Annotated in this window: 20 protein-coding genes and 1 tRNA gene; 10 read left to right on the plus strand and 11 right to left on the minus strand. The window is 66.5% G+C overall.

Annotation, left to right across the window (positions count from 1 at the left end):
• Positions 1-63 precede the first annotated feature (63 nt).
• Complete coding sequence (locus BoBH3_RS19630; protein ID WP_262332520.1) at positions 64-1,104, plus strand: hypothetical protein; 1,041 nt, start codon at positions 64-66, stop codon at positions 1,102-1,104.
• Positions 1,105-1,700: 596 nt separating this feature from the next.
• On the opposite strand, the gene BoBH3_RS19635 is transcribed toward BoBH3_RS19630, so the two are convergent.
• Both BoBH3_RS19635 and BoBH3_RS19640 read right to left on the minus strand, forming a co-directional pair.
• On the minus strand, positions 1,701-3,233 hold the full coding sequence (locus BoBH3_RS19635) for a site-specific integrase (RefSeq protein WP_262332521.1): 1,533 nt from the start codon (positions 3,231-3,233) through the stop codon (positions 1,701-1,703).
• 87 nt (positions 3,234-3,320) lie between these two features.
• Positions 3,321-3,410 (minus strand) — tRNA-Ser (locus BoBH3_RS19640).
• Between the two features lie 198 nt (positions 3,411-3,608).
• On the opposite strand from BoBH3_RS19640, the gene BoBH3_RS19645 reads away from it, so the two are divergent.
• The 5 genes from BoBH3_RS19645 (at position 3,609) to olsB (ending at position 9,976) form a co-directional block, all read left to right on the plus strand.
• The gene (locus tag BoBH3_RS19645; RefSeq protein WP_262332522.1) at positions 3,609-3,935 is read left to right on the plus strand and encodes a hypothetical protein; all 327 of its coding nucleotides are present in this window, start codon (positions 3,609-3,611) and stop codon (positions 3,933-3,935) included.
• Positions 3,936-4,019: 84 nt separating this feature from the next.
• Positions 4,020-4,676 carry a peptide-methionine (S)-S-oxide reductase MsrA gene (gene msrA, locus BoBH3_RS19650; protein WP_262332568.1) on the plus strand — a complete coding sequence of 219 codons (657 nt, stop codon included), beginning with the start codon at positions 4,020-4,022 and terminating at the stop codon, positions 4,674-4,676.
• Positions 4,677-4,916: 240 nt separating this feature from the next.
• Entirely contained in the window at positions 4,917-6,470 is a 1,554-nt protein-coding gene (locus BoBH3_RS19655; RefSeq protein ID WP_262332523.1) for a YifB family Mg chelatase-like AAA ATPase, read from the plus strand.
• Between the two features lie 297 nt (positions 6,471-6,767).
• The gene (locus BoBH3_RS19660; RefSeq protein ID WP_262332524.1) at positions 6,768-8,876 is read left to right on the plus strand and encodes a hybrid sensor histidine kinase/response regulator; all 2,109 of its coding nucleotides are present in this window, start codon (positions 6,768-6,770) and stop codon (positions 8,874-8,876) included.
• A gap of 110 nt (positions 8,877-8,986) precedes the next feature.
• The gene (olsB, locus tag BoBH3_RS19665; RefSeq protein WP_262332525.1) at positions 8,987-9,976 is read left to right on the plus strand and encodes a l-ornithine N(alpha)-acyltransferase; all 990 of its coding nucleotides are present in this window, start codon (positions 8,987-8,989) and stop codon (positions 9,974-9,976) included.
• Positions 9,977-10,126: 150 nt separating this feature from the next.
• Here olsB and BoBH3_RS19670 read toward each other — a convergent pair whose 3' ends face one another.
• The 3 genes from BoBH3_RS19670 to BoBH3_RS19680 are packed head-to-tail and all read right to left on the minus strand — an operon-like array spanning position 10,127 to position 12,818.
• A complete protein-coding gene (locus tag BoBH3_RS19670) occupies positions 10,127-10,993 on the minus strand; it encodes an SDR family oxidoreductase (RefSeq protein WP_262332526.1) in 867 nt (288 codons plus the stop codon).
• On the minus strand, positions 10,990-12,228 hold the full coding sequence (gene queG / locus BoBH3_RS19675; protein WP_262332527.1) for a tRNA epoxyqueuosine(34) reductase QueG: 1,239 nt from the start codon (positions 12,226-12,228) through the stop codon (positions 10,990-10,992). Before queG ends, BoBH3_RS19670 begins: the two co-directional genes overlap by 4 nt.
• The gene (locus BoBH3_RS19680) at positions 12,126-12,818 is read right to left on the minus strand and encodes a glutathione S-transferase family protein (protein ID WP_262332528.1); all 693 of its coding nucleotides are present in this window, start codon (positions 12,816-12,818) and stop codon (positions 12,126-12,128) included. Before BoBH3_RS19680 ends, queG begins: the two co-directional genes overlap by 103 nt.
• A gap of 268 nt (positions 12,819-13,086) precedes the next feature.
• Here BoBH3_RS19680 and BoBH3_RS19685 point away from each other — a divergent pair, with 268 nt between their 5' ends.
• On the plus strand, positions 13,087-13,884 hold the full coding sequence (locus BoBH3_RS19685; protein WP_262332529.1) for an undecaprenyl-diphosphate phosphatase: 798 nt from the start codon (positions 13,087-13,089) through the stop codon (positions 13,882-13,884).
• 113 nt (positions 13,885-13,997) lie between these two features.
• Here BoBH3_RS19685 and BoBH3_RS19690 read toward each other — a convergent pair whose 3' ends face one another.
• Both BoBH3_RS19690 and BoBH3_RS19695 read right to left on the minus strand, forming a co-directional pair.
• The gene (locus BoBH3_RS19690) at positions 13,998-15,728 is read right to left on the minus strand and encodes an MFS transporter (protein ID WP_262332530.1); all 1,731 of its coding nucleotides are present in this window, start codon (positions 15,726-15,728) and stop codon (positions 13,998-14,000) included.
• Between the two features lie 79 nt (positions 15,729-15,807).
• Positions 15,808-16,695, minus strand: coding sequence for a protein-methionine-sulfoxide reductase heme-binding subunit MsrQ (locus BoBH3_RS19695; protein WP_262332531.1), 888 nt, complete (start codon positions 16,693-16,695; stop codon positions 15,808-15,810).
• 167 nt (positions 16,696-16,862) lie between these two features.
• Here BoBH3_RS19695 and BoBH3_RS19700 point away from each other — a divergent pair, with 167 nt between their 5' ends.
• Positions 16,863-17,477, plus strand: a complete 615-nt coding sequence (locus tag BoBH3_RS19700) for an HAD family hydrolase (RefSeq protein WP_262332532.1) — start codon at positions 16,863-16,865, stop codon at positions 17,475-17,477.
• A gap of 175 nt (positions 17,478-17,652) precedes the next feature.
• Here the strand turns inward: BoBH3_RS19700 and BoBH3_RS19705 are convergent, their stop codons facing one another.
• Both BoBH3_RS19705 and BoBH3_RS19710 read right to left on the minus strand, forming a co-directional pair.
• Entirely contained in the window at positions 17,653-18,783 is a 1,131-nt protein-coding gene (locus BoBH3_RS19705) for a saccharopine dehydrogenase family protein (protein WP_262332533.1), read from the minus strand.
• Between the two features lie 183 nt (positions 18,784-18,966).
• Entirely contained in the window at positions 18,967-19,410 is a 444-nt protein-coding gene (locus BoBH3_RS19710) for an Lrp/AsnC family transcriptional regulator (RefSeq protein WP_262332534.1), read from the minus strand.
• 229 nt (positions 19,411-19,639) lie between these two features.
• On the opposite strand from BoBH3_RS19710, the gene BoBH3_RS19715 reads away from it, so the two are divergent.
• Positions 19,640-20,095: a hypothetical protein gene (locus BoBH3_RS19715; RefSeq protein WP_262332535.1), complete on the plus strand. Its 456-nt coding sequence runs from the start codon at positions 19,640-19,642 to the stop codon at positions 20,093-20,095.
• A 70-nt stretch (positions 20,096-20,165) separates the two neighbouring features.
• Here the strand turns inward: BoBH3_RS19715 and ilvD are convergent, their stop codons facing one another.
• Positions 20,166-22,007 (minus strand): dihydroxy-acid dehydratase, encoded by a 1,842-nt coding sequence (gene ilvD, locus BoBH3_RS19720; RefSeq protein WP_262332536.1) that lies wholly within the window; start codon positions 22,005-22,007, stop codon positions 20,166-20,168.
• A gap of 314 nt (positions 22,008-22,321) precedes the next feature.
• On the opposite strand from ilvD, the gene BoBH3_RS19725 reads away from it, so the two are divergent.
• Positions 22,322-23,188: a LysR substrate-binding domain-containing protein gene (locus tag BoBH3_RS19725; protein ID WP_262332537.1), complete on the plus strand. Its 867-nt coding sequence runs from the start codon at positions 22,322-22,324 to the stop codon at positions 23,186-23,188.
• 273 nt (positions 23,189-23,461) lie between these two features.
• Here BoBH3_RS19725 and BoBH3_RS19730 read toward each other — a convergent pair.
• Positions 23,462-23,650, minus strand: a 189-nt coding sequence (locus BoBH3_RS19730; protein ID WP_262332538.1) for a hypothetical protein, incomplete at its 5' end; no start/stop codon positions are given.

The raw sequence follows: 23,650 nt of genomic DNA on the forward strand, positions 1-23,650 counted from the left end.
ACGAAGGCCGGCGCTCTCATGGGCGCCGTGCCCGTCGTCACGCCTGTTTCCGAAAGACACCCAATGACTGACCAGAGTTCGCCGAAGAAGCCGAGGTCCATCCTCCTTCCCACCTACGGCTATTTGTCTCCAGAACAGCGGCAGGAAGGAGCGGCGTTGACCGCGCCGATGCGCCGCCCTGGCGCAAACCCGAACTGGCCCCACCTGTCGATCGACCCTCCCTATGTCGGACCGCCCGCTCCGCGCCATCCGCGCGTGGTGGCGTGGATCGACAAGCATCACTTCGAGCCCGTGCCGGAGAAGCCGATGAAGCGTCCGGTGCTTCGGAAGGAGGTCTTCAAGATCTATCAGGCCATCGCCTTCGCCATGCGGCATCACGGCGTTGTCCTGAACACCCATCTGACGATCGCATGGGGTTATCTCGGCGTGTCCGACGGCGAGCAGGCGGCGTGGATGCTGACGCGCTTCAATAACGAAGCCGCCAAGTGGCTGAAGGTCGGCTATATTCCGAGCGTGCAGAGGCGGCGGTTCGGTCAGCGCGCCAGCGCCGAGAGCTCCGAGCACTTCTACGTCTATGTCCATGAATGGGGCCGGCGCTACGGTCTGCACACCCACGAACTGGCCTTCATCCCGCCCGCGAAGAGGCAGGCGTTCGAGGCATGGGCTGAGGCCTGCCTGGCCCGGCTGTGCGGCCGAAAGTACATTCCGGCGCAGGCCCTGAAGATCACGGGCCGGGTCCGGGCCGCCGAGTACGAACGCGTCTGGCTTTGCTGGAAATGGTTCCGCTACATCACGAAGACGCTCGACCCGGAGTATCGCATCCGATGCGCGGATGGGTCGCCGGTCGTGGTCAGGGAGCTCTTTCACCCGAAGGCGTTCTATGAAGGGGCCATGGTCAACTGCGAGCAGTTGGCGTCAGGCTCGCGCAATATTTGGACGCAGGCCCAGGTCCGGGCCGGGTTCGTGGCGCGGCTTTATCAGCCCGATGTCACCGATATCTACGACGGCGCCGAGATGGACGAACACCGCTGGGCACGTATGCAGGCGGCTGAGGACGCGAGGCGGGCGGAGTTCATCCGGGGGCTAGCCACCTTGAACCTGTGACGAACAGTGGGGCGCCGGTCTGGTCCAGGGTGGCCGGCGCCCACGCCTCGAACGCCTGCCTCTTCGCGGGCGGGATGAAGGCCAGTTCGTGGGCGTGCAGGCCGTAGCTCTTGCCCATCCGGAATGCGGTTCTGGAAGCGCAAGCGCCATGAAATGTCCCCGCTAACATGAACAGATCGCAGGAGAATTTCAGCCGCTCTCGGTCCTCGGTAATACTGTCGTACTCGACTGGTCAGGGCGAGGTCGGGGCAAGGCCGTAGGCAGCGTGCGCGGGCTTGAGGCGAATTTAGATAATCAACCGGAAGCGATTAAAGAGAATAGTCGGGGAATACGGAGTTAAGAGTGATGAGGAAGGAGGCTGTAGGGGAAGGGGGATGGCAGGAAGGAAGCAGAGGAGGAAGTAGAGTGTGGAGGAAGTAGGGAGTAGGGAGTAGGTAAGGTGTTGTAGAGGAGGAAGTTGGAGAGAAGGCAGTGGTTGTATGGTGGTGTATGGAGGGGGTATTCCGAATATCGAACCGAACGTAGCCGAAACACAGCTGTCGGTGGTTGATTGAAGCGCCACTCCCCCAGCGTTTCGCTAATCTGTTCTGCCCGCCTTACGACAGCTTGAGCGTCGGGATTTTCGATAGCTCGCGGTGCAGCGCCTCCATCGGGAACTCCCCATAGGTGTCCGCGACGGTCTTGCGCTGATGGCCGGTGATGGCGTCGACGATGTCGGGTGCCAGGCCGTGGCGACGCCCGAGCGTCTTGAGGCGGTGACGCCAGGAATGGTTCGGCGCGAGGCGCTCGTCGGTCAGGCCGAGGTTGCGAACCCAGCGGCCAAGCACCTTGGTGCCGTTTCCGCCCCGGCTGCCGAAGCGATCGGCAGGCAGGTCGGCGAAAAGCGGTCCCTTCTTCACCTTGCGGACGAAATCCAGGAACTTTGCCTCGATCAACGCCGGGTGAAGCGGCACAGCTCGTTCGGAGCCGGCGGTCTTTATCGAGCCTGCCTGCGGGTCGATCTTGAAGCACCAGATGCCGTCGATCTCGACGATGTCCTCAAATCGGAGTTGGCAGATTTCGGCGACCCGGGCGCCGGAATAGGCGCAGAGGAAGGGCACCCAGCGCTTGACCGCGTCCGTCTCCTTCGCGGCAGCCGCGAGCACCGTCTTGGCCTCGACCTCCGTATAGCTTCGCCGCGAGCCGGCCGCCTTGCTTTTCACGTCCATCGTGACGCGCTCGGCCGGGTTGCTCGGCAGCTTCCGGTTATCCACCGCCCATTGCAGGATCGCCCGTATCGGCACGAGATTGGCGTCGCGGATCGTCTTGGGCTTGAACTCGGCCTCGATCAGCGAGGCTTTCCAGCGCAGCATGTCGTCGGGCGTCAAGCGGGCAGCGTCGTCGTGTCCGATGGATTTCTTCAGCTTCTCGACCACAGCCTTCCAAGCGTAGAGCGTCTTTGCCGCGGGCTTTTTCTCTGCCGCCCAGCCCTTGACCAGGTCGTCGAACGAAACCGGCGCCTGGGCGGATGCTCGGATCGGCACAGGCGCGCCGTTGATGACGGCATCGGCCGCTGTTGGTCCGGCATATCCATTCGCCATCTCGGCGAGCGTCAGGCTGGCCCGCAGGATCGCGGCAGCGATGGCCTTGGCGTAGGTCAGTCGGCCGGCGTCGTCGATCTGCAAGCCGCGCACCGCCAGATCGGCATCCACCTCGCGCATGCACCAGGCTTCGAGCTCCCGAATCTTGCTGCCTTCGGTGTCGAGCGTAGTCAGGTCGATCGGCGCCAGCTCGTCCCATAGTTTCAGCGGGGCAGGAAACAGCTTCGTGCCGAGCTCGACGGGCCAGGGCTGCTGGCTCGGATTGTCGCGATAGCGCGCAAGCCAGCGATCGTGCGCCGATCGGGCGAATTCATGGGCTTCGCGTTCGCTGAGCGTGCGGGGACCGGCCTTGAGATTCGCCCAGCGAACTTCGACAGCCGCCAGAACCTCAAGCTGCTTGATCTTGGCCTCGGCGGGATCGCGCGTGCCGAGACTCTGCTTCTCCTCGGTCTTGCCGAGCCGAGCCCGCAGTTCGTCGGGGACGCGCTTGCGGAACCAGTAGATGCCGGTCTTGGGATGCTTCCAGGGACGGGCCATTGCGAGAGCCATTGTGTACCACCCGTGTGTACCGCTCGGGCGTCTGCAAGCTCTTGATTTGCCTAAGCTCTTTGGAAAATCAACCCCTTACGGGATCGATGGCGGACAGGGCGGGATTCGAACCCGCGATACGGTTTCCCGTATACACACTTTCCAGGCGTGCGCCTTCAACCACTCGGCCACCTGTCCGGCGCGCTGCTTATGACTGCCGGCCCGCCATCTTTCAAGGCCCGAGATGCTGGCTTTTGCACAATCTCGATGATGGCCGGTCCGCAGAGCGCGCGACAGTTGCGATCCGGGGCCGGGACAGGCACATCTGGTGGCGGTGAACGATCGCGGATGGACCCCAAAAAGTGGGGCCTCCGGATCTCGAAGGACGATGGGGGCTTGCGGGTGCGGTTTCTGCTGAGGCTGATCGGTTATCTCTTGGTTGCGGCCGGTTTCATCGTGGCCGTGATCGATGGCGCCCGCTCGATCGCCAATTCCACCCCGCGTTTCACGGCGCTGGGCGACACGCTGGTCGCGCTGCTGCATGAGCGCTATGCGCTGTTGCAGCCTGCGATCGAGCGCAATCTCCATCCGATGCTCTGGGACCCGGTGCTGCTCTCGCTGGTGCGGATGCCGGCGGCGCTCGTCGCGCTGCTGCTCGGCTTCCTGCTGCTCTGGCTGGGGCGCAGGCCGGAGCCGCAGATCGGCATCATCACGCGCCGGTGAAGGCCGGCCTGCTCGCCCGCCCCTGTCCGAAAGCGCTCCGGGCGCTTACATAGGCGACAGGCTCGAACGGAACGGAGCGAAATGATGTTCTCCCTGCGCAAGAAGACCGAGATGCCGAAGCCCGCCGAGGCGCTGCCCGGTCGCGATGCTGCGATGCCCATCACGGAGCCGCATTTCGTCAATGGCCGCGCGCTTGCCGGCCCTTATCCGGAAGGGATGCAGAAGGCGCTGTTCGGCCTCGGCTGCTTCTGGGGCGCCGAGCGAAAGTTCTGGCAGAGCGGCGAGGGCATCTGGGTCACCGCCGTGGGCTATGCCGGCGGCACGACGCCGAACCCGACCTACGAGGAGGTCTGCAGCGGCCTGACGGGCCATACCGAAATCGTCCTCGTCGTCTACGACCCCGCGAAGATCGCCTATGAGGACCTGCTGAAGATCTTCTGGGAGAACCACGACCCGACGCAGGGCATGCGCCAGGGCGGCGACATCGGCACGCAGTATCGCTCGGCGATCTACACCTATGACGACGCCCAGAAGGCGGCGGCCGAGCAGTCGCGCGACGAATACCAGAAGGCTCTGGCCGCGGGCGGCTACGGGCCGATCACGACGGAGATCGGCCCGGCGCCGACCCTCTACTTCGCCGAGGACTACCACCAGCAATATCTCGCCAAGAATCCGGCTGGCTATTGCGGGCTGGGCGGCACCGGCGTCGCCTGCCAGATCGGGCTGGGCGTCGAGGCCTGAGGCACGCCAATCCGTCGGTCTGGGGCAGGCCGGCGGCCTGGGCCCGCTAACACGGCTTGGCTCCTGCTCGCGTCATGCTCGTCCTTGTGGCGAGCATCGACGTTTGAACACGGCACTCATTGAACGAAGACGTGGATGGTCGGGCCAGGCTCGACCATGACGGCCATAAGTTCCCTATATGTTCTTGCGTTGTCGTTGAAGCTCCGCTAGCGTTCCCTTGGGGAATGGGGCTGGGCCGAAATGGTGACGCGGGTCGCGACCGTAGCGTTCGAAGGCGTCGAGGCGCGCGCCGTCGATGTCCAAGTTCAGGTCGCGGCCGGCGGCGTCGCCTTCATCCTCGTGGGGCTGCCGGACAAGGCGGTGGCCGAGAGCCGCGAGCGGGTTCGCGCCGCGCTGATCGCTTCCGGGCTCGCCCTGCCGGCGAAGCGCATCACCGTCAACCTCGCGCCGGCCGACCTGCCCAAGGAAGGCAGCCATTATGACCTGCCGATCGCGCTCGCCGTCATGGCCGCGATCGGCGCCATCCCGCCGGATGCGCTGGCGGGCTACACCGTCCTCGGCGAGCTCGCGCTCGATGGCTCCATCGCTCCGGTGGCCGGCGTCCTTCCTGCGGCGATCGCGGCCTATGGCCGGGGGCAGGGGCTGATCTGCCCGGCCGCCTGTGGCCCCGAGGCTGCCTGGGCCGCCGCTGATGTCGACATCCTGGCGCCACGCTCGCTGATTCAGCTCGCCAATCATTTCAAGGGCACGCAGGTGATGGCGCGTCCCGAACCGGCCGTGGCGCGGCAGCATGGACTGCTGCCCGATCTCGCTGACGTGAAGGGTCAGGAGAGCGCCAGGCGTGCGCTCGAGATTGCCGCGGCTGGTGGCCATAATCTCCTGCTCAACGGTCCTCCTGGCGCCGGCAAGTCGATGTTGGCGAGCCGGCTGCCCTCGATCCTGCCGCCGCTCTCGCCGCGCGAGCTGCTCGAGGTTTCGATGGTGCTGTCGGTGGCCGGTCATCTCGCCGACGGGGCGCTGACGGACCGGCGCCCCTTCCGCGCGCCGCATCATTCGGCCTCGATGGCCGCGCTGGTCGGCGGCGGGCTTCAGGCGAAGCCGGGAGAGGTTTCGCTCGCCCATCACGGCGTGCTCTTCCTCGACGAATTGCCGGAGTTCCAGCCGCAGGTGCTGGATGCGCTGCGCCAGCCCATGGAAACGGGCGACGTGCTGATCTCTCGCGCCAATCATCGGGCTTCCTATCCCGCTCGCTTCCAGCTCGTCGCGGCGATGAATCCCTGCCGCTGCGGGCGGGCGACGGAGCCGGGCTATGCCTGCCGGCGCCAGCCGAACGAGCGCTGCATGGCGCAGTATCAGACGCGGCTCTCCGGCCCGCTTCTGGATCGGATCGACATCGCGATCGACATTCCGGCCGTCACCGCCGCCGACCTGATCCTGCCCGCGACGGGCGAGAGCTCTGCCGTGGTCGCCGCCCGCGTCGGGCAGGCGCGCCGGATGCAGGTCGCGCGTTTCGAGGCACTGGGGCTCGCCGGGCGCGGCCTCGGACACGTCGCCACCAACGCGGCCTGCCCGGCGCCGGTGCTGGAGGAGATTGCCCGGCCGGACAAGGCGGGGCTCGCTTTGCTGCGCGATGCCGCCGAGGCGATGCGCCTGACGGCGCGCGCCTATCACCGGGTGCTGAAGGTCGCCCGCACGCTCGCCGACCTCGATGGCGAGGACAAGGTCGGCCGGCTGCACCTGGCGGAGGCGCTATCCTATCGCTCGCGCGGGGACCAGTTCGTCCAGGCGGCCTAGATCGCCGCGCGTTCGACGGGACGCGATAGCGGTGATCGATCTCTTTCCATGGCATCGGATCGAAGAGGGGAGGCCGGCTTTCGCGCCGATGCCGTGGAGCATGGTCGAGCGAAGTGGATGCCGGTTCGCGCCAAGAAGATGCGATGAACAGGCTGATGACGCATTCTCACGACACGACTCGGAAATGCTCTGGACGGCGCCGCGGGCGGCGCCAGGATTAACCAACTCTGCAGGCAACAGGCTGAATCTCCACGATTCCCACGTGCCTTTCTCAAGGGACCGGCGCTAGATCGGGGCATGGCTTCCCCGCTCTGGTCATGGCTGGTCGACCTGTTTGCGCTGCTGGCCCTGCCCGCGGTGACCGTGGTCGTCCTGCTGCTGCGAGAGCGTGGGAGGCTCCGCGAGGAGAACACCGCCCTCGCCGACGAAATCGAGACCCAGAAAGATCGCGTCTGGAAACTCGCCGACAGCGAGGAACGCTACCGCAGCCTGATCGAGGCGCAGGGCGACCTGATCGTCCGCCGCGACGGCGGCCGTATCGTCTATGCCAATGCCGCCTATGCGACGCTGTTCGGCATGCGTCCGGCGGATCTGGTCGGCACCCGGATGCAGCTGCCGCGGCTCGATAGCCGCCCGGTCCAGACGCTGGAGGACGGCGCCCGCAGCTTCGACGAGTGCATGGCGACCTATGAGGGCGAGCGCTGGATCTCCTGGGTCGAGACCGTGGCGCCTGGGCCGGAGAAACACCCGTTGGTCCAGCGCGTCGGCCGCGACATCACGGCGCGCGTTGCCGCCGAGGACGAACTGGTCGAGGCGCGCGCCCGGGCCGAGGCGGCGAACGAGGCCAAGTCGCGCTTCCTCGCCACCGTCAGCCATGAGTTCCGCACGCCGCTCAACGGCATCCTCGGCATGGCGGATCTTCTGTCCGACACCGGCCCCGACGCCGAGCAGGCGACTTATATCGAGGCCCTGCGGAGTTCCGGCGAGGCGCTGCTTGCGCTGGTCGACGATATCCTCGACGTCGCGAAGGTCGAAGCCGGTAAGCTGGAGCTGGTCGAGGAGCCGTTCGATCTCGTCCAGCTCATCGAGACGGTCACGGAGTTGATGGCGCCGCGCGCCCAGGCCAAGGGGCTGGAACTCGCCGCCCATATCGCGCCGGACCTGCCGGCGCGCCTCGTCGGCGACCGTGACCGCCTGCGTCAGATCCTGCTCAATCTCGTCGGCAATGCGGTGAAATTCACCGAGGCTGGCGGCGTCGGCCTGAGCCTGCGCAAGGAGGGGGCGGGCTTCGAGATCGTCGTCGCCGATACCGGGCCTGGGATCCCGTCCGACAGGCTGGAGCTCATCTTCGGCGAATTCGAGCAGCTCGAATCCGGCACCGGCGAGCGTCAATCCGGCACCGGCCTCGGCCTTGCGATCGTGCGCCGCCTCGTCGGCCTGATGGGCGGCGAGGTGCGCGCTGAGAGCCGCATCGGTGAGGGCGCGACCTTCCGCCTCGTCCTGCCATTTTCGGCCGCAGCCGGCGCGCCGGCGCTCGCGATTCCGCACTGGCCACGCCAGCATGTCCTGCTCGTCTCGCCCTCGGCCTTTGCCGCGCGCTTCCTGGCCGAGACGATCCGCTCCACCGGCGCGGCGGTTTCCATCGCGACAACGGTCGAGGCTGCCGCCGCCAGGCTGGCCGAGCCGCCGAGCGCGGAGAACGGCGCCGTCACCGCGGCGTTGATCGACCACGCGCTCGGAGATCAGCCGGCGAAGGATCTCGCGAAGCTGGTGCGCATCGCAGGCATCGCCGATTGCCTCATCCTGCTCTCGCCTTTCGCGCGGCGGCCGTTCGGCTCGTCGCAGGAGGCTGGCTTCTCCGGCTTCCTGATCAAGCCGGTGCGGATGCGCTCGCTCTATGAGCGGCTCGGAGCCGGCTTCCCCCAGGCGCAGGCCATGACGGGCGGAGCCGGGCAGCCCACGCAGGCGCCGCTGCGCGCCATCGGTGCTGGCCTCACCGTGCTGGTGGCCGAGGACAACGAGATCAATGCCCTGCTGGTGACGCGCACGCTGGAGCGTTTCGGCTGCACAGCCTTCTGGGTGCGGGACGGGCGCGAGGCCCTGCAGCGTGTCGAGGCGAGCTTTGCCGGCACCGCACCGAAACTCGACCTCGTATTGCTCGATGTCAGGATGCCGGGGATGACGGGGCTCGACTGCGCGCGGGCCGTCCGGGCGCTGGAGCGCAAGCTCTGCCGGGCTTGCCCGCTTCCGCTCGTCGCCGTCACGGCCAATGTCGCGGTGGCCGATCGGGAAGCCGCCTTTGCGGCCGGAATGGACGATTGCCTGGCCAAACCGCTGGAGCGCGCCGCCCTTCTGAGCTGGCTGGAACGCCTGTCGCAGCCGCAGGCGGGCAGCCTCTCGGCTTGAAGCCCTGACCGCCTTGGTCCATAATCGCCGTCATCGCTTCGACGCAGTTTTGTCGCGAAGCTGTTAGATCGTCAGAGCAAGCCTCCCAGCAGGCCGGATAGGGCTGAGGGATGACACAGGCGATGGCGCTGCAGGTTTCCGAAGCCAAGAACCCGATGCCCGCTCACAGGCAGGCGGCGTTCGCACGATTCTCAGCCGGCAATCCGTTCACGCGCTTTGCGCCTCTGAGCCTGATCCCGGGCGGCAAGATGCTGCGCTTCGGTGCCGAACCCGGCGAAGCCCCTCCCTTGTCCGGCACGCTGGGCCGCCTCGGCTCGCTCGAGGTTCGTCTTGCCCGCGGCCCGCGCGAGATTTGGCGGGCGCAGCGCCTGCGCTACCGTGTCTTCTACCAGGAGATGTCCGCCAAGCCCGACGTCGTCTCGCGCATGTTCCGCCGCGACGCAGACCGCTTCGACAAGGCCTGCGACCATCTCCTCGTCATCGACCACGCTGCGCGGGGCCGCTTCGGCGGCGTCAAGCCGAAGGTCGTCGGCACCTACCGTCTGATGCGCCAGAGCGCGGCCGAGCGCCTCGGCGGCTTCTATACGCAAGGCGAGTTCGACCTCGCCCCGATGCTCGCCAGCCACCCAGGCCAGCGCTTCCTCGAGCTCGGCCGCTCCTGTGTGCTCAAGCCCTACCGCACCAAGCGGACGGTCGAGCTGCTTTGGTCCGGTATCTGGGCCTATCTGCAGCACCATCGCATCGACGCCATGTTCGGCTGCGCCTCCTTCGACGGCACGGACCCGGATGCGCTCGCCTTGCCGCTGAGCTTCCTGCATCACAACGCTCGCTCGCAGGGCGAGTGGAGCGCTGCCGCCCATGCCGGGCATTATGTCGGCATGGACCGCCTGCCGGCCGAGATGGTCGACGCCAAGCTCGCGCTCAAGCAGCTGCCGCCGCTGATCAAGGGCTATCTCAGGCTCGGCGCCCGCTTCGGCACCGGCGCGGTGGTGGACCGCCAGTTCGGCACCACGGACGTCCTCGTCGTCCTCCCCGTCGCGGCAATCGACAGGCGCTATGCTGAATACTACGGCGGCGAGACCCCGCGCCACGCGGCCTGAGAGCTCCCGTTCAGCCTGGCCTGAGCCGTCATGCTCGGGCTTGACCCGAGCATCTCAGGACGAGAAGGCGCCTTCTCCTGCCAGAGATTCTCGGGTCTGCGCTTCGCTTCGCCCGAGAATGACGGCAAGCCCCCGGCGATCGCTCGCCGCTTATTCCCCCGCCGCAGCCAGCGCCCGCAGCGCCTCGCGGTAGGTCGGATAGCGGAACGCGTAACCCAGTTCCCGCTTCACCAGCGCGTTGGAGACGCGCTTGCTCTCACCGTAGAAGCTCGCCGCCATCGGCGAGAGATTGGCCTGCTCGAAGGGGATTTCGGGCGGCGGCTCTTGCCTCGTCAGCTCGGCGGCGAAGGTGATGACGTCCTGCGGCGGGCCGGGCTCGTCGTCGGTGACGTTGTAGATCGCGCCGTTGCGGGGCTTGTCCAGCGAGGCCATCAGCACCCCGGCGATGTCGTCGACATGGATGCGGTTGAAAACCTGTCCCGGCTTGATGAGCCGCGTCGCCGTTCCCGCGCGCAGCTTGGCGATGGCATTGCGACCGGGGCCGTAGATGCCCGAGAGCCGGAAGATCTGGACAGGCTTGTCGCTCTCGCGTCCGAGCGCGAGCCAACCTTCCTCGATCGCGACGCGCTGGCGGGTGCGGGCATTGGACGGCTCGACAGGGGCGGTCTCGTCGATCCAGGCGCCGCCCTGGTTGCCATAGACGCCGATCGTCGAGAGATAGCCGATCCAGCGCAGCTTCGGCGCGGCGGCAAGCGCTGCCTTCAAGGGGCCGAGCGCCGGATCACCATCTTCGGTCGGCTGGACCGAGACCAGCACCGCATCGGCCTCGGCGACGGCCGTTTCCAGCGCGGAGGATACGGCTACCCCGTCGAAGACCAGCGTGCGGATGCCGTCGCGGCTGAGCCGCTCCGCCTTCTCGGCCGAGCGCACCGTGCCGGTGACAGCGAAGCCACGGGCCAGCGCCGCGCGCGCGAAGAAGCCGGCCGAATAACCAAGGCCGAGAATCAGGATGTTCATGCGGCGTCTTCTTTTCCGGATGTCAGCGCCAGCCATTCGGCCCTGACCTGCGGGTCGCTTTCGCCTGGCAGCACCGCCGACGCAAGCGCCATCACCTGCGCGGGGGCAAGCCGGCCGAGCGCCCAGACCGCCATGGCGCGCACCAGCGGCGAGGGATCATGGAGATGGGGCAGGGCGCTTTGCGCAAGCTCGGCCCGGCCGCTGTTGCCGATGGCGATCAGCACATTGCGCAGGAAGCGGTCGCGACCGGTGCGCTTCACCGGCGTGCCGGCGAAGAGCGCCCGGAAGCCGGCGTCGTCGAGAGCCGCCAGCGCCGCGAGATCGAGCCCGTCGAGCTCTCCCTTGAGGGCCATCCGCGTCTCCTGCGCGGCCGCGGCGAACTTGTTCCAGGGGCAGACGGCGAGGCAGTCGTCGCAGCCGAAGACGCGGTTGCCGATGCCGGGCCGCAAGACGGCGTCGATATGGCCCTGATGCTCGATGGTCAGATAGGCGATGCAGCGGCGGGCATCGAGCTTATAGGGCGCGGGGAAGGCATCGGTCGGGCAGATGTCGAGGCAGCGCCGGCAGGAGCCGCAATGATCCTGCTCCGGCGCGTCCGCCGGCAGCTCAGCGGTGGTGTAGATCGCTCCCAGCAGCAGCCAGGAGCCGTGCTCGCGCGACACCAGCACCGTGTGCTTGCCCTGCCAGCCGAGCCCGGCCGCCTGCGCCAGGGGCTTTTCCATGACCGGTGCAGTATCGACGAAGACCTTGACGTCGGCGCCGCCGCGCGCGGCGAGAAGCCCGGCCACGCTCTTCAGCTTGCCCTTGATGACGTCGTGATAGTCGCGTCGGCGGGCATAGAGCGAGATCGTGGCCTTGTCGGGATGGTCCAGCATGGCGAGCGGATCGCCTTCGCCGGCATAGTTCATCCCCAGCATCACGACCGAGCGGACCTCGCCCCAGAGCTGGCGCGGATCGGCGCGCTGGGCGCGTCGCTCCTCCATCCACTCCATGCCGCCATGGTGGCCGGCCTCGAGCCAGTCCTCGAGCCGCCCCGGCGCCTCGGGGATTGCATCGGCCGGCGCGACGCGCATCACGGCGAAGCCCTCGGTGAGGGCACGCTCGGTAACGGCGCGCTTCAGCTTGTCGCCGCTCAGAAGTCCAGATTGTCGTAATGAGCGCTCGGAGCCATGCCCGGCACCCGGTCGCTCAGGAGCGCCCGGAAACTCGGCCTCGACTTGATCCTCGCATACCATGCGCGAGCTGCCTCATCCTCTTCCCAGGGCACATCGCCGAGATAGTCGACGCATGAGAGATGCGCCGCTGCCGCCAGATCGGCATAGCTCAGCTGCGCCCCCGCAAGCCAGTTCCTCTTGGCCAGCAGCCAGGAGATATAGCGCAGATGATAGCGCACATTCGTTCGTGCCGCGCGGATCGCGCTCATCTCCGGCGGGCCGCCGCCGTCCTCGCGGCCCATGAAACGCTTCATCACCTTCTCCAGCACGAGCGGGCCGGTGATCTCCTCATGGAACTTGAGGTTGAACCAGTCGAGTAGCCGGCGCACCTCGACGCGCTCGCCCGGCCCCTCGGGCAGCAGGCGCTTGTCGGCCAGCGCGAGCCCGCGCGTCTCGTCGAGATATTCGGAGATCGGCCCGGCGCCCGGCACCGCAAGCCCGCTCTGCTCGACGAAGACCGGAGTCGTGCCCGCCGTATTGAGCTCGATAAACTCACGGCGCCGTTCCCAGACGCGCTCTTCGGTCAGCTCCGCCTCCATGCCGAACTCGTTGAGCACGAGCCGGATGAAGCGCGAATGCGGGCAGAGGGAATAGTGATAGAGCGTCGCCATGGCGGTCATCAGAGTGTGAAGCAGGCAAAATGCGACGGAAGCAGGGCCACCGCTGCCGTTACCGGGAACGAAGGAGCTGCCCGGAAGGCGCGCGCTGCTATAGGCGCGCCTGAAAAGCGCCACAACCCGCAGCGATGCCGCCGCCCGCGATTTCCCGCAGGCTCTTGGCGAATTGGTAACCAATTTGCAAAGAGCGCCCTGCTAAGCCATCCGAACTTGCAAGCGCTTGCCCGGGCGCTGCTATCAAGTCGCACGAGGACGACCGTCGATGCATAACCTGATCGAAGCCTTCGTTCTCGGCATCGTCGAGGGCCTGACGGAATTCCTGCCCGTCTCCTCGACCGGGCATCTCCTGCTCCTCGGCCATTTTCTCGGCTTCGAATCCAACGGCAAGACCTTCGAGGTGCTGATCCAGCTCGGCGCGATCCTGGCGATCACGCTGGTCTATTTCCGCCGCCTGCTCGACATCGCGCTGCGCCTGCCGAGCGACCCTTCGGCCCGCCGCTTCGTCATCGGCGTCCTGGTCGCCTTCCTGCCGGCCGCCCTGATCGGGGCGGTGCTGCACGGCTTCATCAAATCCGTGCTGTTCAACCCCTTCATCGTCTGCATCACGCTGATTGCCGGCGGGCTCATCCTGCTCGTCGTCGACGAGTTGGAGCTGCAGGAAAAGCATACCGACGCCACTGCCTTCCCACTGCCGATGTATTTCAAGATCGGGCTGATCCAGTGCCTGGCCATGGTCCCCGGCGTCTCGCGCTCGGGCTCCACCATCGTCGGCGCGATGCTGCTCGGCGCCAGCAAGCGCGCAGCGGCGGAGTTCTCCTTCTTCCTGGCCATGCCGACCATGGCAGGCGCCTTCGCCTATGACCTGCTGAAGAGCTACAAGACCCTCACCTTCGATGACGGCATCCTGATCGGTGTCGGCTTTGTCGCCGCCTTCATCTCGGCGCTGTTCGTGGTGCGCAGCTTCCTCGATTTCGTCTCGAAGCGCGGCTTCGCGCCCTTCGCCTGGTGGCGGATCGTCGTCGGCATGGTCGGCCTCGCCGGCCTCTGGATCTTCGGCTGAGCAACGCGCCGTCATGCTCGGGCTGACCCGAGCGTCTCAGGACGGAAGAGCGCCCCTTTCGGCAGGAGATTCTCGGGTCTGCGCTTCGCTTCGCCCGAGAATGACGAGCTGGTTCAAGCCGGTCGCGAGGGATCGCTGAGCGAGTCCGCCAGCGTCGGCGCGCGCGTGGCGTTCGCATGCGGCAGCGAGGCCGTCTGTCGCTCGATCATGCGGTGCACCACCGGCGGGTTGGGGCCCGAATGGAGCGCGCGGACCCGCTCGCCGATCTCGGCATCGGCCTGCGTCACGCGCTGGTTCTGCCGGACATATTCCACCCAGGTCGGGCTGTCGTAGCGCTCGATCCAGAGCGTTGCGTCGGTCAGGTCGCGCAGCAGCGTCCAGTGCCGGGCGCCGTCACGGCGCCGGATGCGCCGCCGCTCGGCCATCACCTTGAGGAAGGCGACGACGTCCTCCGGCTTGATAATGTATTCGATCGTCACGATCACCGGGCCGGAGCGCGGCTCGATGTCGACCGCGACCTTCGGCTCGCGCCAGCGGCTGAGCGGATCGAGGTTGAGCTCCTCCAGCGGCGGCAGCGGATAGCGCAGCCCCAGTGCCGCGCCAGCGAGCAGGACAGCGGCGGAGATGAGCAGCGCCTGCTCCGTTCCGGCATACTGCGCCGAGCGGCCCCAGGCCCAGCTGCCCGTTGCCATGCCGCCGAAAGCCGCCATCTGGTAGATCGCCAGCGCCCGGCCCACGACCCAGCGCGGCGCCGAGAGCTGCACCGTTGCGTTGAAGGTCGAGAGCGACAGCACCCAGCAGGCGCCGCAGACGAATAGCCCGGCCATCGTCAGCCAGATCGTCGAGCTGATGGCGACCAGCGTGACGCCGGTGGCATAGGCGACGAAGGTCGAGCGTACGAGGGTTTCCGTGCTCATCGCCCGCCGCAGCCTCGCGCTCATGAACGCGCCCGCCACGGCGCCGGCACCGAAGGCGCCGAGCAGAACGCCATAGGTGAGCGGTCCGCCGCGAATGAGGTCGCGCGCGATCAGCGGGAGCAGCGCCAGGCCGACGATGGCTCCGAAGCCATAGGCGAAGGCGCGCAGGATGACGGCGCGGATGTTGGGCGACATCGCGACATAGCGCACGCCGGCGCTCATCGCGATGACGAGCGTCTCGCGTGGCAGCAGGCGCTCGACTTTGGGCGGCTTCCAGCGTGCGAGGACGATCAGCAGCGGGATATAGCTGAAGGCATTGATGATGAAGGCCGAGACTGCGCCCGCCGCCGCGACGATGGCGCCGCCGATGGCCGGGCCTACGCTGCGCGCGATGTTGAAGGCGACGCTGTTCAGCGTCACGGCTGCCGGCACATCGCGGCGCGGCACCATGTCCCCGACCGAGGACTGCCAGGCCGGGTTGTTGAGCGCGGTGCCGCAGCCGAGCAGAAAGGTGAAGGTCAGCAGCAGCCAGGGCGTGATCAGCTGGAACCAGGCGACGACCGCGAGCCCGATCGAGACCGCGAGCATGAAGGCCTGTGCCGTCAGCAGGATCCGGCGGCGATCGTAATTGTCGGCGATCGCGCCGGCTGCCAGTGAAAAGATCATGACCGGCAGGGTGGTCGAGGCCTGGACCAGCGCCACCATCTCCGCCGAGGGCGAAATCGAGGCCATCATCCAGGAGGCGCCGACAGCCTGGATGAGACCGCCGAAATTCGAGGCTAGGCTCGCAAACCAGACGGCCCTGAAGATCGGCTGCTGCAGCGGCACGAATGGCGAAACGCGGAGCTGGGCCGGTGCCACGCCCTCTGCGGCGAGTTCGGCTCGCGCAACATCGGCAGTCGGCTGGGCATGCAGATCGTCAGGCATGCCATAGGGTTAGACAGGAACGCGGGAGGTGCAAACCCTTTCGACCTCGAAGACGTCGAAACTGGGAAGGTTTTTCTTCTCAAGCCGCCGCCGGCTCGCGGGCTCGCTGCGGCGGGCGCGGCTTTCGGGCGCGCAGGCCGTTGCCCAACGCGACGAGAAGCCCGGCGAGCGCGACCCAATGCGCCGGCCGGACCGAGGCGAGGTCCCAATAGCTCAGGATGTCGGCATTGGCCTCGAGGACGAGCCGGGCCGAGACGCCGGAGGCCAGTGCATACCATCCCGCCTCGATGCCGGCGGTGATGAGCCCGGCCAGCAGCGCCGCGCCGATCAGGGCGGGGGCCGAGACGTTGAGCTTCCAGCGATAGAAGCCGCGATAGATCAGCAGCAGGACGAAGAGCCCGCTCATCAGCACGGGCTCGGTCACGTCGATCTTGGATTGCAGGGCGAAATGCAGCAGGGCGAGCCCCGCGATCGGATAGACGAGGTTGTGCAGGCGCTGCCAGTTCTTCCCGAGTCGGCGGATCATCCCGTCGGTCGAGGTGGCGCCCAGCGCGCAGAGGCCGAGCAGCGCGACGAAGCCGATGGTCAGGTAGAAGCGCTTGACGATCTCGGAGACGATCAGCCTCCAATCGAAGGCCATGTCGATGCAGTAGAGGGCCAGATGCCCGAGCGCATAGGCCATGACGGCCAGCCCCAGCATGCGGCGGATGCCGATGAGCTTGCCCCAGTCGAACAGGCGCCGAAAGGGCGAAACGGCCAGCGTGACGATCAGCAGCCTCACCGTCCAGGTGCCGGTCTGGTGGATCGCTTGCGTCCAGGGCTTCGAGCCGAGCTGATGCATCCAGGCGGCGTAGAGCAGGAGCAGCGCCGGCACGAGGACCAGCCCGAAGGTGACGGCGCGCAGGGCTGAGAAGCGGCCCTGCCGGTCGGTCCATGGCAGCCAGGTATTCATGTCGACCGCGTTCATGCCTCCCGCATACCCGAACAGGCCCGTCGCTGTCCCGCAACTCTGGACACAAGCCCGTGAATGCGATGTCCTGCTTGCCCTGTCGGAGCATTTTCGAGCGAAGTGGATACCGGTTCGCGTGAAGAAAATGCGACAAAACAGATAGCTCTAGAAAGCTGGATCTCGCGATGGCCTCGAACACCCCCACCGTCGTCTTCGATGTCGGCAATGTGCTGCTGCGCTGGGATCCGCGGCGCGTCTATCGCGAGCTGATCCCGGAGCCTGAGCGGCTCGACTGGTTCATGCAGAACGTCTGCACAGCAGCCTGGAACATCGAGCAGGATCGCGGCCGCTCCTGGGAGGAAGCGGTGTCGGTGCTTGTCGCGCAGCACCCGGAATGGGAGCGAGAGATCCGTGCCTTCGACGAGCGCTGGCATGAGAGCATCCCCGAGAGCATCGAGGGTAGCGTCGCCGTGCTGGAGGAGCTCAAGGGCCGCGGCGAGAAGGTCTACGCCATCACCAATTTCTCGCGCGAGAAATGGGCCGAGTGCCTGATCCGCTTCCCGTTCCTGCAGAGCTTCGACGGGGCGGTCGTCTCGGCCCATGAGCGGGTGATCAAGCCGGACCCGGCGATCTACGAGGTGCTGCTCGGCCGCTATGGGCTTGCAGCCGGCGACTGCGTCTTCATCGACGACAGCGCGAAGAACGTCGCGGCGGCCCGCGGCGTCGGCATGCAGGCCGTCCATTTCGTCGAGCCGATCGACCTGCGCGCCGAATTGCGTGGGTTGGGTGTCAGCCTCTGACGGGCGGAGTTTGACGGTCGGAGCTCGTTTTTCCACGGAACCGCGTCGTCATCCCGGACAAGCGGCGAAGCCGCGTTGATCCGGGATCCATCGGAGGGCTCGACGCTCTACGATGGATCCCGGGTCAAGCCCGGGATGACGGCTTGGTTCGCGTTCCCAATACCTGAGGAGCCCCTCAGGCCGCGTTCTTGATCGCGATGGTCGGAGCCAGGCTGGCCGCGTCCAGGCCGCGCGCCTCCCGCACCAGCCGGGTCCCGGCCTTGGTCGCGAGGAAGTCGGCGAGCACGGCATCTTCCTGCCGCACGAAGCCCTTGGCGGGCAGCTTGCCGCCGAGGAAGAGCTCGATCATGGCGACGCAGCCGGCGGCGGTGGTGAGCTGGATCGCGCCGAGCTCGTCATTGCCGTCATAGCGCAGCACGACGCTTTCCTCTTCGAGGCGGCCGCTACGCTCGCCGACGCCGGTGACGAAGATCACCACGACATCCTTACGGGTGAAGGGCGCGGAGTGGCTGAGGATGCGCCGCATCGTCTCGCGGTCGTCGGCGAGATCGAGGTCGCGCAGCAGCAGCTTCATGATCTCGGCATGGCCGGGATAGCGCAGCGTCTTGTAGCTCATGTTGCGCACCTTGCCGGCGAGCGTCTCCGTCAGGGTGCCGAGCCCGCCCGAGGTGTTGAACGCCTCATAGGCGACGCCGTCGATCATCACGCTCTCGATGCCTTCGAGCGCCGGCACCAGCGTCGACTGCCCGTCGAAGACGATCTCGCAGGGGTTGCAGTATTCGTTGATCAGCCCGTCGACGGACCAGGTCACGTTGTAGCGCAGCGCATTGGTCGGATAGAGCGGCAGGGCGCCCACGCGCATCTTGATGGACCGAGCGGTCTCGAAGCGCGCCGCCATGTCGGCGCCGAGGATGCAGATGAAGCCCGGCGCGAGGCCGCATTGCGGAACCAGCGCGCTGTCGGCGGTGGCGCCCAGTTCCTTGATGTAGGAGGTGGTCGCGACGTCCTCGGTCAGGTCGAAATAATGTGTCTTGGTCTCGGCCGCGACCTTGGCGATGCCCTTGTTCAGGAAATAGGGGCAGGCGCTGACGACGATGTCGCGGTCCTTGAGGAAGCTGCGCAGCGCGTCGAGATCGGCGGCATCGACCGTGGCGGTGGCGAAGCGGCCATCGGCGACCTGCTTCAGCCGCACTGCTGCGGCATCGGCCAGCGTCACCTCATGGCCCTGCTCGGCCAGCATGCCGGCGATGATGACGCCGATCTGGCCGGCGCCGAGCACGGCGATGCTTTGCTTACGGGTGGTCATGTCGCGATCTCCTGGCGGTGGGCGGCACGGCACCTCCCTCTCATCCAAAGCATCGCGTGCAGGACCGTTGGCTTTAACGAGCGGATCGCCGATGCGCGCTGCAAGCTGCCTGCATAACGATGGGATATGCGACAAATCGATGGGAAATCGGGAACGTCGCCCGGCGGAGCGGCTGCGCCGACGTCAGCGCTCGAACTTTCGCGCCAGAATCACGGAGGAGGTGGTGCGCCGCACCCCCTCCATCTCCGCGATCCAGTCGATGATGGTGTCGAGGTCGCTCGCCGTCTCGCACTCGATCTTGACGGAGAGGTCGAAATGTCCGCTCAGCGTGTGGCATTGCACGATTTCGGGCCGCTTCTTCAGCGCGGCGACGACGCTGCCCTGCTGCTTCACCTCGAGTTCGATCAGGATCAGCGCGGAGATCGTCGTGGCCGGCCGGCTCGCCTTGCCGAGGATCGTGGTGTAGCCGGCGATGATGCCGTCGCGCTCCAGACGGGCGAGGCGGCCCTGCACGGTCGCCCGCGACACGCCGAGCTGCTTGGCGATCTCGGACAGCGGAAGCCGGGCATTCTCGGTCAGGATGCGGATGAGCGCACGGTCCTTCGCGGCGTCTGACGTCCGTGCCATCTCGTCTCCGGCGGTTCGATAGCCCGTCGTATAGCAGGGGAAAGCGAGGCTGTCGCAAGGCCGGTCGCGGTCTGCGGAAACCGGCATTTCGCCTTCGTTGGGGCGCCTGTCGGAAAAGCACCATCTTGTCGGCGGAACTCTTGGCGGCACTCTGGAATTGGCTTGATTCGGAGTGCAAATCGGAGTGGCATGCCGACCGGCGGCAGCACGCTTTGCCATGGAGAAGGTCATGTTCAGGACATTCATTCTCGCATCCGCATCGGCCCTTGCTTTTGCTTCCTTCGCGGTGGCGCCTGCCTCGGCGCTGACGATGAAGGAGTGCAGCGTCAAGTATCAGGACGCCAAGAAGGCCAACACGCTGAAGGGCCAGAAGTGGAACGACTTCCGCAAGGCTGAATGTGGCGACGACGACGCTGCCGAGGCGGATGCCGCGGCCGCGGTGCCGGCCGAGCCCGCCGCGACGGCGGCTGCCCCGGCTGCCAAGCCGGCCGGCAAGGCGAAGGCTGCCGTCTTCCCGCGGACGGTCTCGCAGAAATACTCGAACGAGAGCGCCGGCAAGGCCCGTCTCAAGACCTGTGCCGACCAGTACAACGCCAACAAGACGGCCAACGCCAATGGCGAGCTGAAGTGGATCGAGAAGGGCGGCGGCTACTGGAGCCAGTGCAACGCCAAGCTGAAGAGCTGATCCTTCGGTATCGGGTTTTCGCGAACGCCGCGCCGAAAGGCGCGGCGTTTTCTGTTTGGGGACGGAGGCTTTACTCCACCACGCGCACGGCGCCCCTGGCGGCGCTCGTCGTCGTCGCGGCATAAGCCTTGAGCGCGGTCGAGACCTTGCGCTTGCGCGGCGCGGCGGGCTTCCAGGCGTCCTTGCCCTTGGCCTCCATCGCGGCGCGCCGCCGCGCCAGCTCCTCGTCCGAGACCTTGAGCGTGATCGAGCGGTTGGGAATGTCGATGTCGATGATATCGCCGCTCTCGACGAGGCCGATCGCGCCGCCCTCGGCCGCTTCCGGCGAGACATGGCCGATGGAGAGGCCGGACGAGCCACCGGAGAAGCGCCCGTCGGTGATCAGCGCGCAGGCCTTTCCGAGGCCCTTCGACTTCAGATAGCTCGTCGGATAGAGCATTTCCTGCATGCCCGGCCCGCCGCGCGGCCCTTCATAGCGGATCAGCACGATGTCGCCGGGATTGACCTTCCGGTTGAGGATGCCCTCGACCGCTGCGTCCTGGCTCTCGAAGATCACGGCCGTGCCGGAGAATTTCAGGATCGATGCGTCGACCCCTGCCGTCTTCACGATGCAGCCATCCAGCGCGATATTGCCGAAGAGAACGGCAAGGCCGCCATCCTTGGAATAAGCATGCGCCGCATTGCGGATCACGCCCTTCTCGCGGTCGATGTCGAGTTCCTCGAAGCGACGGTCCTGGCTGAAGGCGGTCTGTGTCGGCACGCCGCCGGGCGCCGCGCTATAGAAGGAGCGCACCGCCTCGCTCTGGGTCTGGGTGATGTCCCAGCGCGCCAGCGCATCGGCCATTGTCGTGCTGTGGACGGTCGGCAGCGAGGTGTCGATCAAACCGGCGCGGTCGAGTTCGCCGAGGATCGCCATGATGCCGCCGGCGCGGTGGACGTCTTCCATATGGACGTCGGCGACGGCGGGCGCGACCTTGCACAGCACCGGCACGCGCCGCGACAGCCGGTCGATATCGGCCATGGTGAAGTCGATCTCGGCCTCATGCGCCGCCGCCAGCAGGTGCAGCACCGTATTGGTCGAGCCGCCCATGGCGATGTCGAGCGTCATCGCGTTCTCGAAGGCCTTGAGCGAGCCGACATTGCGCGGCAGTACGCTCTCATCGTCCTGATCATAGTAGCGTCGGGCGATGTCGACGATCAGGTGGCCGGCCTCGACGAAGAGGCGCTTGCGGTCGGCATGGGTGGCGAGTGTCGAGCCGTTGCCCGGCAGAGCGAGGCCGAGCGCCTCGGTCAGGCAGTTCATCGAATTGGCGGTGAACATGCCGGAGCAGGAGCCGCAGGTCGGGCAGGCCGAGCGCTCGATCACGTCGACCTCAGCATCCGTATACTTGTCGTCGGCCGCGGCGATCATCGCGTCGACGAGGTCGACCTTCTTCAGCACGCCCTCGGCGATGAATTTGCCGGCCTCCATCGGCCCGCCCGAGACGAAGACGGTTGGGATGTTGAGGCGCATTGCGGCCATCAGCATGCCGGGCGTGATCTTGTCGCAGTTGGAGATGCAGACCATCGCATCGGCGCAATGCGCGTTGACCATGTATTCGACGCTGTCGGCGATCAACTCGCGCGAGGGCAGGCTGTAGAGCATGCCGTCATGGCCCATGGCGATGCCGTCATCGACCGCGATGGTGTTGAACTCCTTGGCGACGCCGCCGGCCTTCTCGATTTCCCGTGCGACGAGCTGGCCGAGGTCCTGCAGATGGACATGGCCCGGCACGAACTGGGTGAAAGAGTTGACCACGGCGATGATCGGCTTGCCGAAATCGCCGTCCTTCATGCCGGTGGCGCGCCACAGGCCGCGGGCGCCGGCCATGTTGCGGCCATGGGTGGAGGTGGCGGATCTCAGCCTGGGCATCTCGTTTCGTCTCCGGTCGCTCGGGCTCCTCTTGGCCCGTTCGGGCGGCAACCTAGCGGCCCGCGGCCGCCGCGCAAAATCGAATTCCTCGATTTTGAAGATCGGTGCAGCGCATGGCGGCGCGTGGGAGAGCCCCTCATCCTGAGGAGCGCTGACCAAGGCATGGCGTCTCGAAGGATGCTCCAGTTCGTTCCGGAGCCTCCTGAAACATCCTTCGAGACGCGCCTGCGGCGCTCCTCAGGATGAGGGCTTGAGGAAACTGGATCGCTCGCTCTAAGGACGAACAGTCTCTTTGCACCGAACGATACGCCCCCATGCTGCGCAACATCGACATCGACCTGCTGCGCTGCTTCGTCACCATTGCGGAGCTGCGCAGCTTCACCCGCGCAGCGGCCGCGCTGTTCCGCAGCCAGTCGACGGTGAGCAGCCAGATCCGCCGGCTGGAGGAACTGGCGGGCCAGACCCTGCTGCAGCGCTCCCCTCACGAAGTTCTTCTCACGCGCGCGGGCGAACAGTTCCTTGGCTATGCCCGCCGCATCGTCGCGCTGCATGACGAGGCGCTCGATGTCGTCAATGCGCAGAGCGTCAGCGGCCGGGTCCGGCTCGCGGTAATGGACGATTACGCCACCATCGTTCTGCCCGAGACTCTAGCGCGCTTCGCCCGCTCCCATCCGGATGTCGAGCTGGAGGTGACGACCGGCTTCACACGCGACCTGCTGAACAGCCTCGGCGAGGAATTCGACCTCGTCCTCGCCACGCAGAAGGCCGGCGATGGTCGCGGCGAAGTGCTCCGGCGCGAGCATACCGCCTGGGCCTGCTCGGACCGTGCCGCCTTCCTATTGGAGGAGCCGCTTCAGCTCGCTGTGTTGAAGGCGCCCAACATGTTCCGCGAATGGGCGCTGGCCGCACTGGACGAGGCCGGGCTGCGCTGGCGCATCCTCTTCTCCAGTTCCAGCATCGGTGCCGTCGAAGCGATGGCGGCCTCCGGTGCGGCCCTGACCGTGGTCAAGGCGGGCACGGCCAGGCCGGGCCTGCAATTGCTCGGCCCTGATAGCGGCCTGCCGGCTTTGCCGGCGTCCGAAATCGCCCTGCATCTCGCGCCGGGCCGGCCGAGCGCGGCGGTTGCAGCCCTCAGCGGCTTCCTGGCAGAGGCTCTGAGCGAGGAAACGACGCCTGGATGAGCGCGGAGGAGCGGGCTTTGCCCACCCCTGAGAAGGGTTGCCGTCCCCGGTCTGCGGTGATGATCCCGGCGCCCAGCTCGGAAAAGGCCGAAAATTGGCCTTCCCGCAGGATGTGGAAAAGCTGGTTTCGAGTTAACTCATTGGAAAATAACGAAAAGAGCTTTCAGGTGAAAAACTTTCAAAAAGCTCGTTGACACCGGAAGGTGGGCTCGCCTATAAACCGCCCATCGAGACGGCGCCGCCGCTGAGCGGCGCTGTTGACGCGCTTCACTGTTATGGCAGGGCGTTTGGTCCGGAGAGTTTATCCGGGTTGAATTGCTGTCTTCGGTGTCTGAGTGCACGCTGTTTGAAAATTGAAGACAGAAAGAGAAACGTGGACGGCGGGGTTCTTGCGGACTTGCCTTCGGGCAAGTCAAACGAGACTTCGGTGTGCTGCGTTTTACAAGAGCCATCGCTGGTTGC

It is taken from the genome of Allobosea sp. BH3, from assembly GCF_025499465.1.
GTDB lineage: Bacteria > Pseudomonadota > Alphaproteobacteria > Rhizobiales > Beijerinckiaceae > Allobosea.

What these genes read in the sequence shown, in the direction of transcription:
- BoBH3_RS19630 (WP_262332520.1), top strand. Translation starts at nt 64, where the DNA reads ATGACTGACCAGAGTTCGCCGAAGAAGCCGAGGTCCATCCTCCTTCCC.
- BoBH3_RS19635 (WP_262332521.1), bottom strand. Translation starts at nt 3,233, where the DNA reads ATGGCTCTCGCAATGGCCCGTCCCTGGAAGCATCCCAAGACCGGCATC.
- msrA (WP_262332568.1), top strand. Translation starts at nt 4,020, where the DNA reads ATGTTCTCCCTGCGCAAGAAGACCGAGATGCCGAAGCCCGCCGAGGCG.
- BoBH3_RS19655 (WP_262332523.1), top strand. Translation starts at nt 4,917, where the DNA reads ATGGTGACGCGGGTCGCGACCGTAGCGTTCGAAGGCGTCGAGGCGCGC.
- BoBH3_RS19660 (WP_262332524.1), top strand. Translation starts at nt 6,768, where the DNA reads ATGGCTTCCCCGCTCTGGTCATGGCTGGTCGACCTGTTTGCGCTGCTG.
- olsB (WP_262332525.1), top strand. Translation starts at nt 8,987, where the DNA reads ATGACACAGGCGATGGCGCTGCAGGTTTCCGAAGCCAAGAACCCGATG.
- BoBH3_RS19670 (WP_262332526.1), bottom strand. Translation starts at nt 10,993, where the DNA reads ATGAACATCCTGATTCTCGGCCTTGGTTATTCGGCCGGCTTCTTCGCG.
- queG (WP_262332527.1), bottom strand. Translation starts at nt 12,228, where the DNA reads ATGGTATGCGAGGATCAAGTCGAGGCCGAGTTTCCGGGCGCTCCTGAG.
- BoBH3_RS19680 (WP_262332528.1), bottom strand. Translation starts at nt 12,818, where the DNA reads ATGGCGACGCTCTATCACTATTCCCTCTGCCCGCATTCGCGCTTCATC.
- BoBH3_RS19685 (WP_262332529.1), top strand. Translation starts at nt 13,087, where the DNA reads ATGCATAACCTGATCGAAGCCTTCGTTCTCGGCATCGTCGAGGGCCTG.
- BoBH3_RS19690 (WP_262332530.1), bottom strand. Translation starts at nt 15,728, where the DNA reads ATGCCTGACGATCTGCATGCCCAGCCGACTGCCGATGTTGCGCGAGCC.
- BoBH3_RS19695 (WP_262332531.1), bottom strand. Translation starts at nt 16,695, where the DNA reads ATGAACGCGGTCGACATGAATACCTGGCTGCCATGGACCGACCGGCAG.
- BoBH3_RS19700 (WP_262332532.1), top strand. Translation starts at nt 16,863, where the DNA reads ATGGCCTCGAACACCCCCACCGTCGTCTTCGATGTCGGCAATGTGCTG.
- BoBH3_RS19705 (WP_262332533.1), bottom strand. Translation starts at nt 18,783, where the DNA reads ATGACCACCCGTAAGCAAAGCATCGCCGTGCTCGGCGCCGGCCAGATC.
- BoBH3_RS19710 (WP_262332534.1), bottom strand. Translation starts at nt 19,410, where the DNA reads ATGGCACGGACGTCAGACGCCGCGAAGGACCGTGCGCTCATCCGCATC.
- BoBH3_RS19715 (WP_262332535.1), top strand. Translation starts at nt 19,640, where the DNA reads ATGTTCAGGACATTCATTCTCGCATCCGCATCGGCCCTTGCTTTTGCT.
- ilvD (WP_262332536.1), bottom strand. Translation starts at nt 22,007, where the DNA reads ATGCCCAGGCTGAGATCCGCCACCTCCACCCATGGCCGCAACATGGCC.
- BoBH3_RS19725 (WP_262332537.1), top strand. Translation starts at nt 22,322, where the DNA reads ATGCTGCGCAACATCGACATCGACCTGCTGCGCTGCTTCGTCACCATT.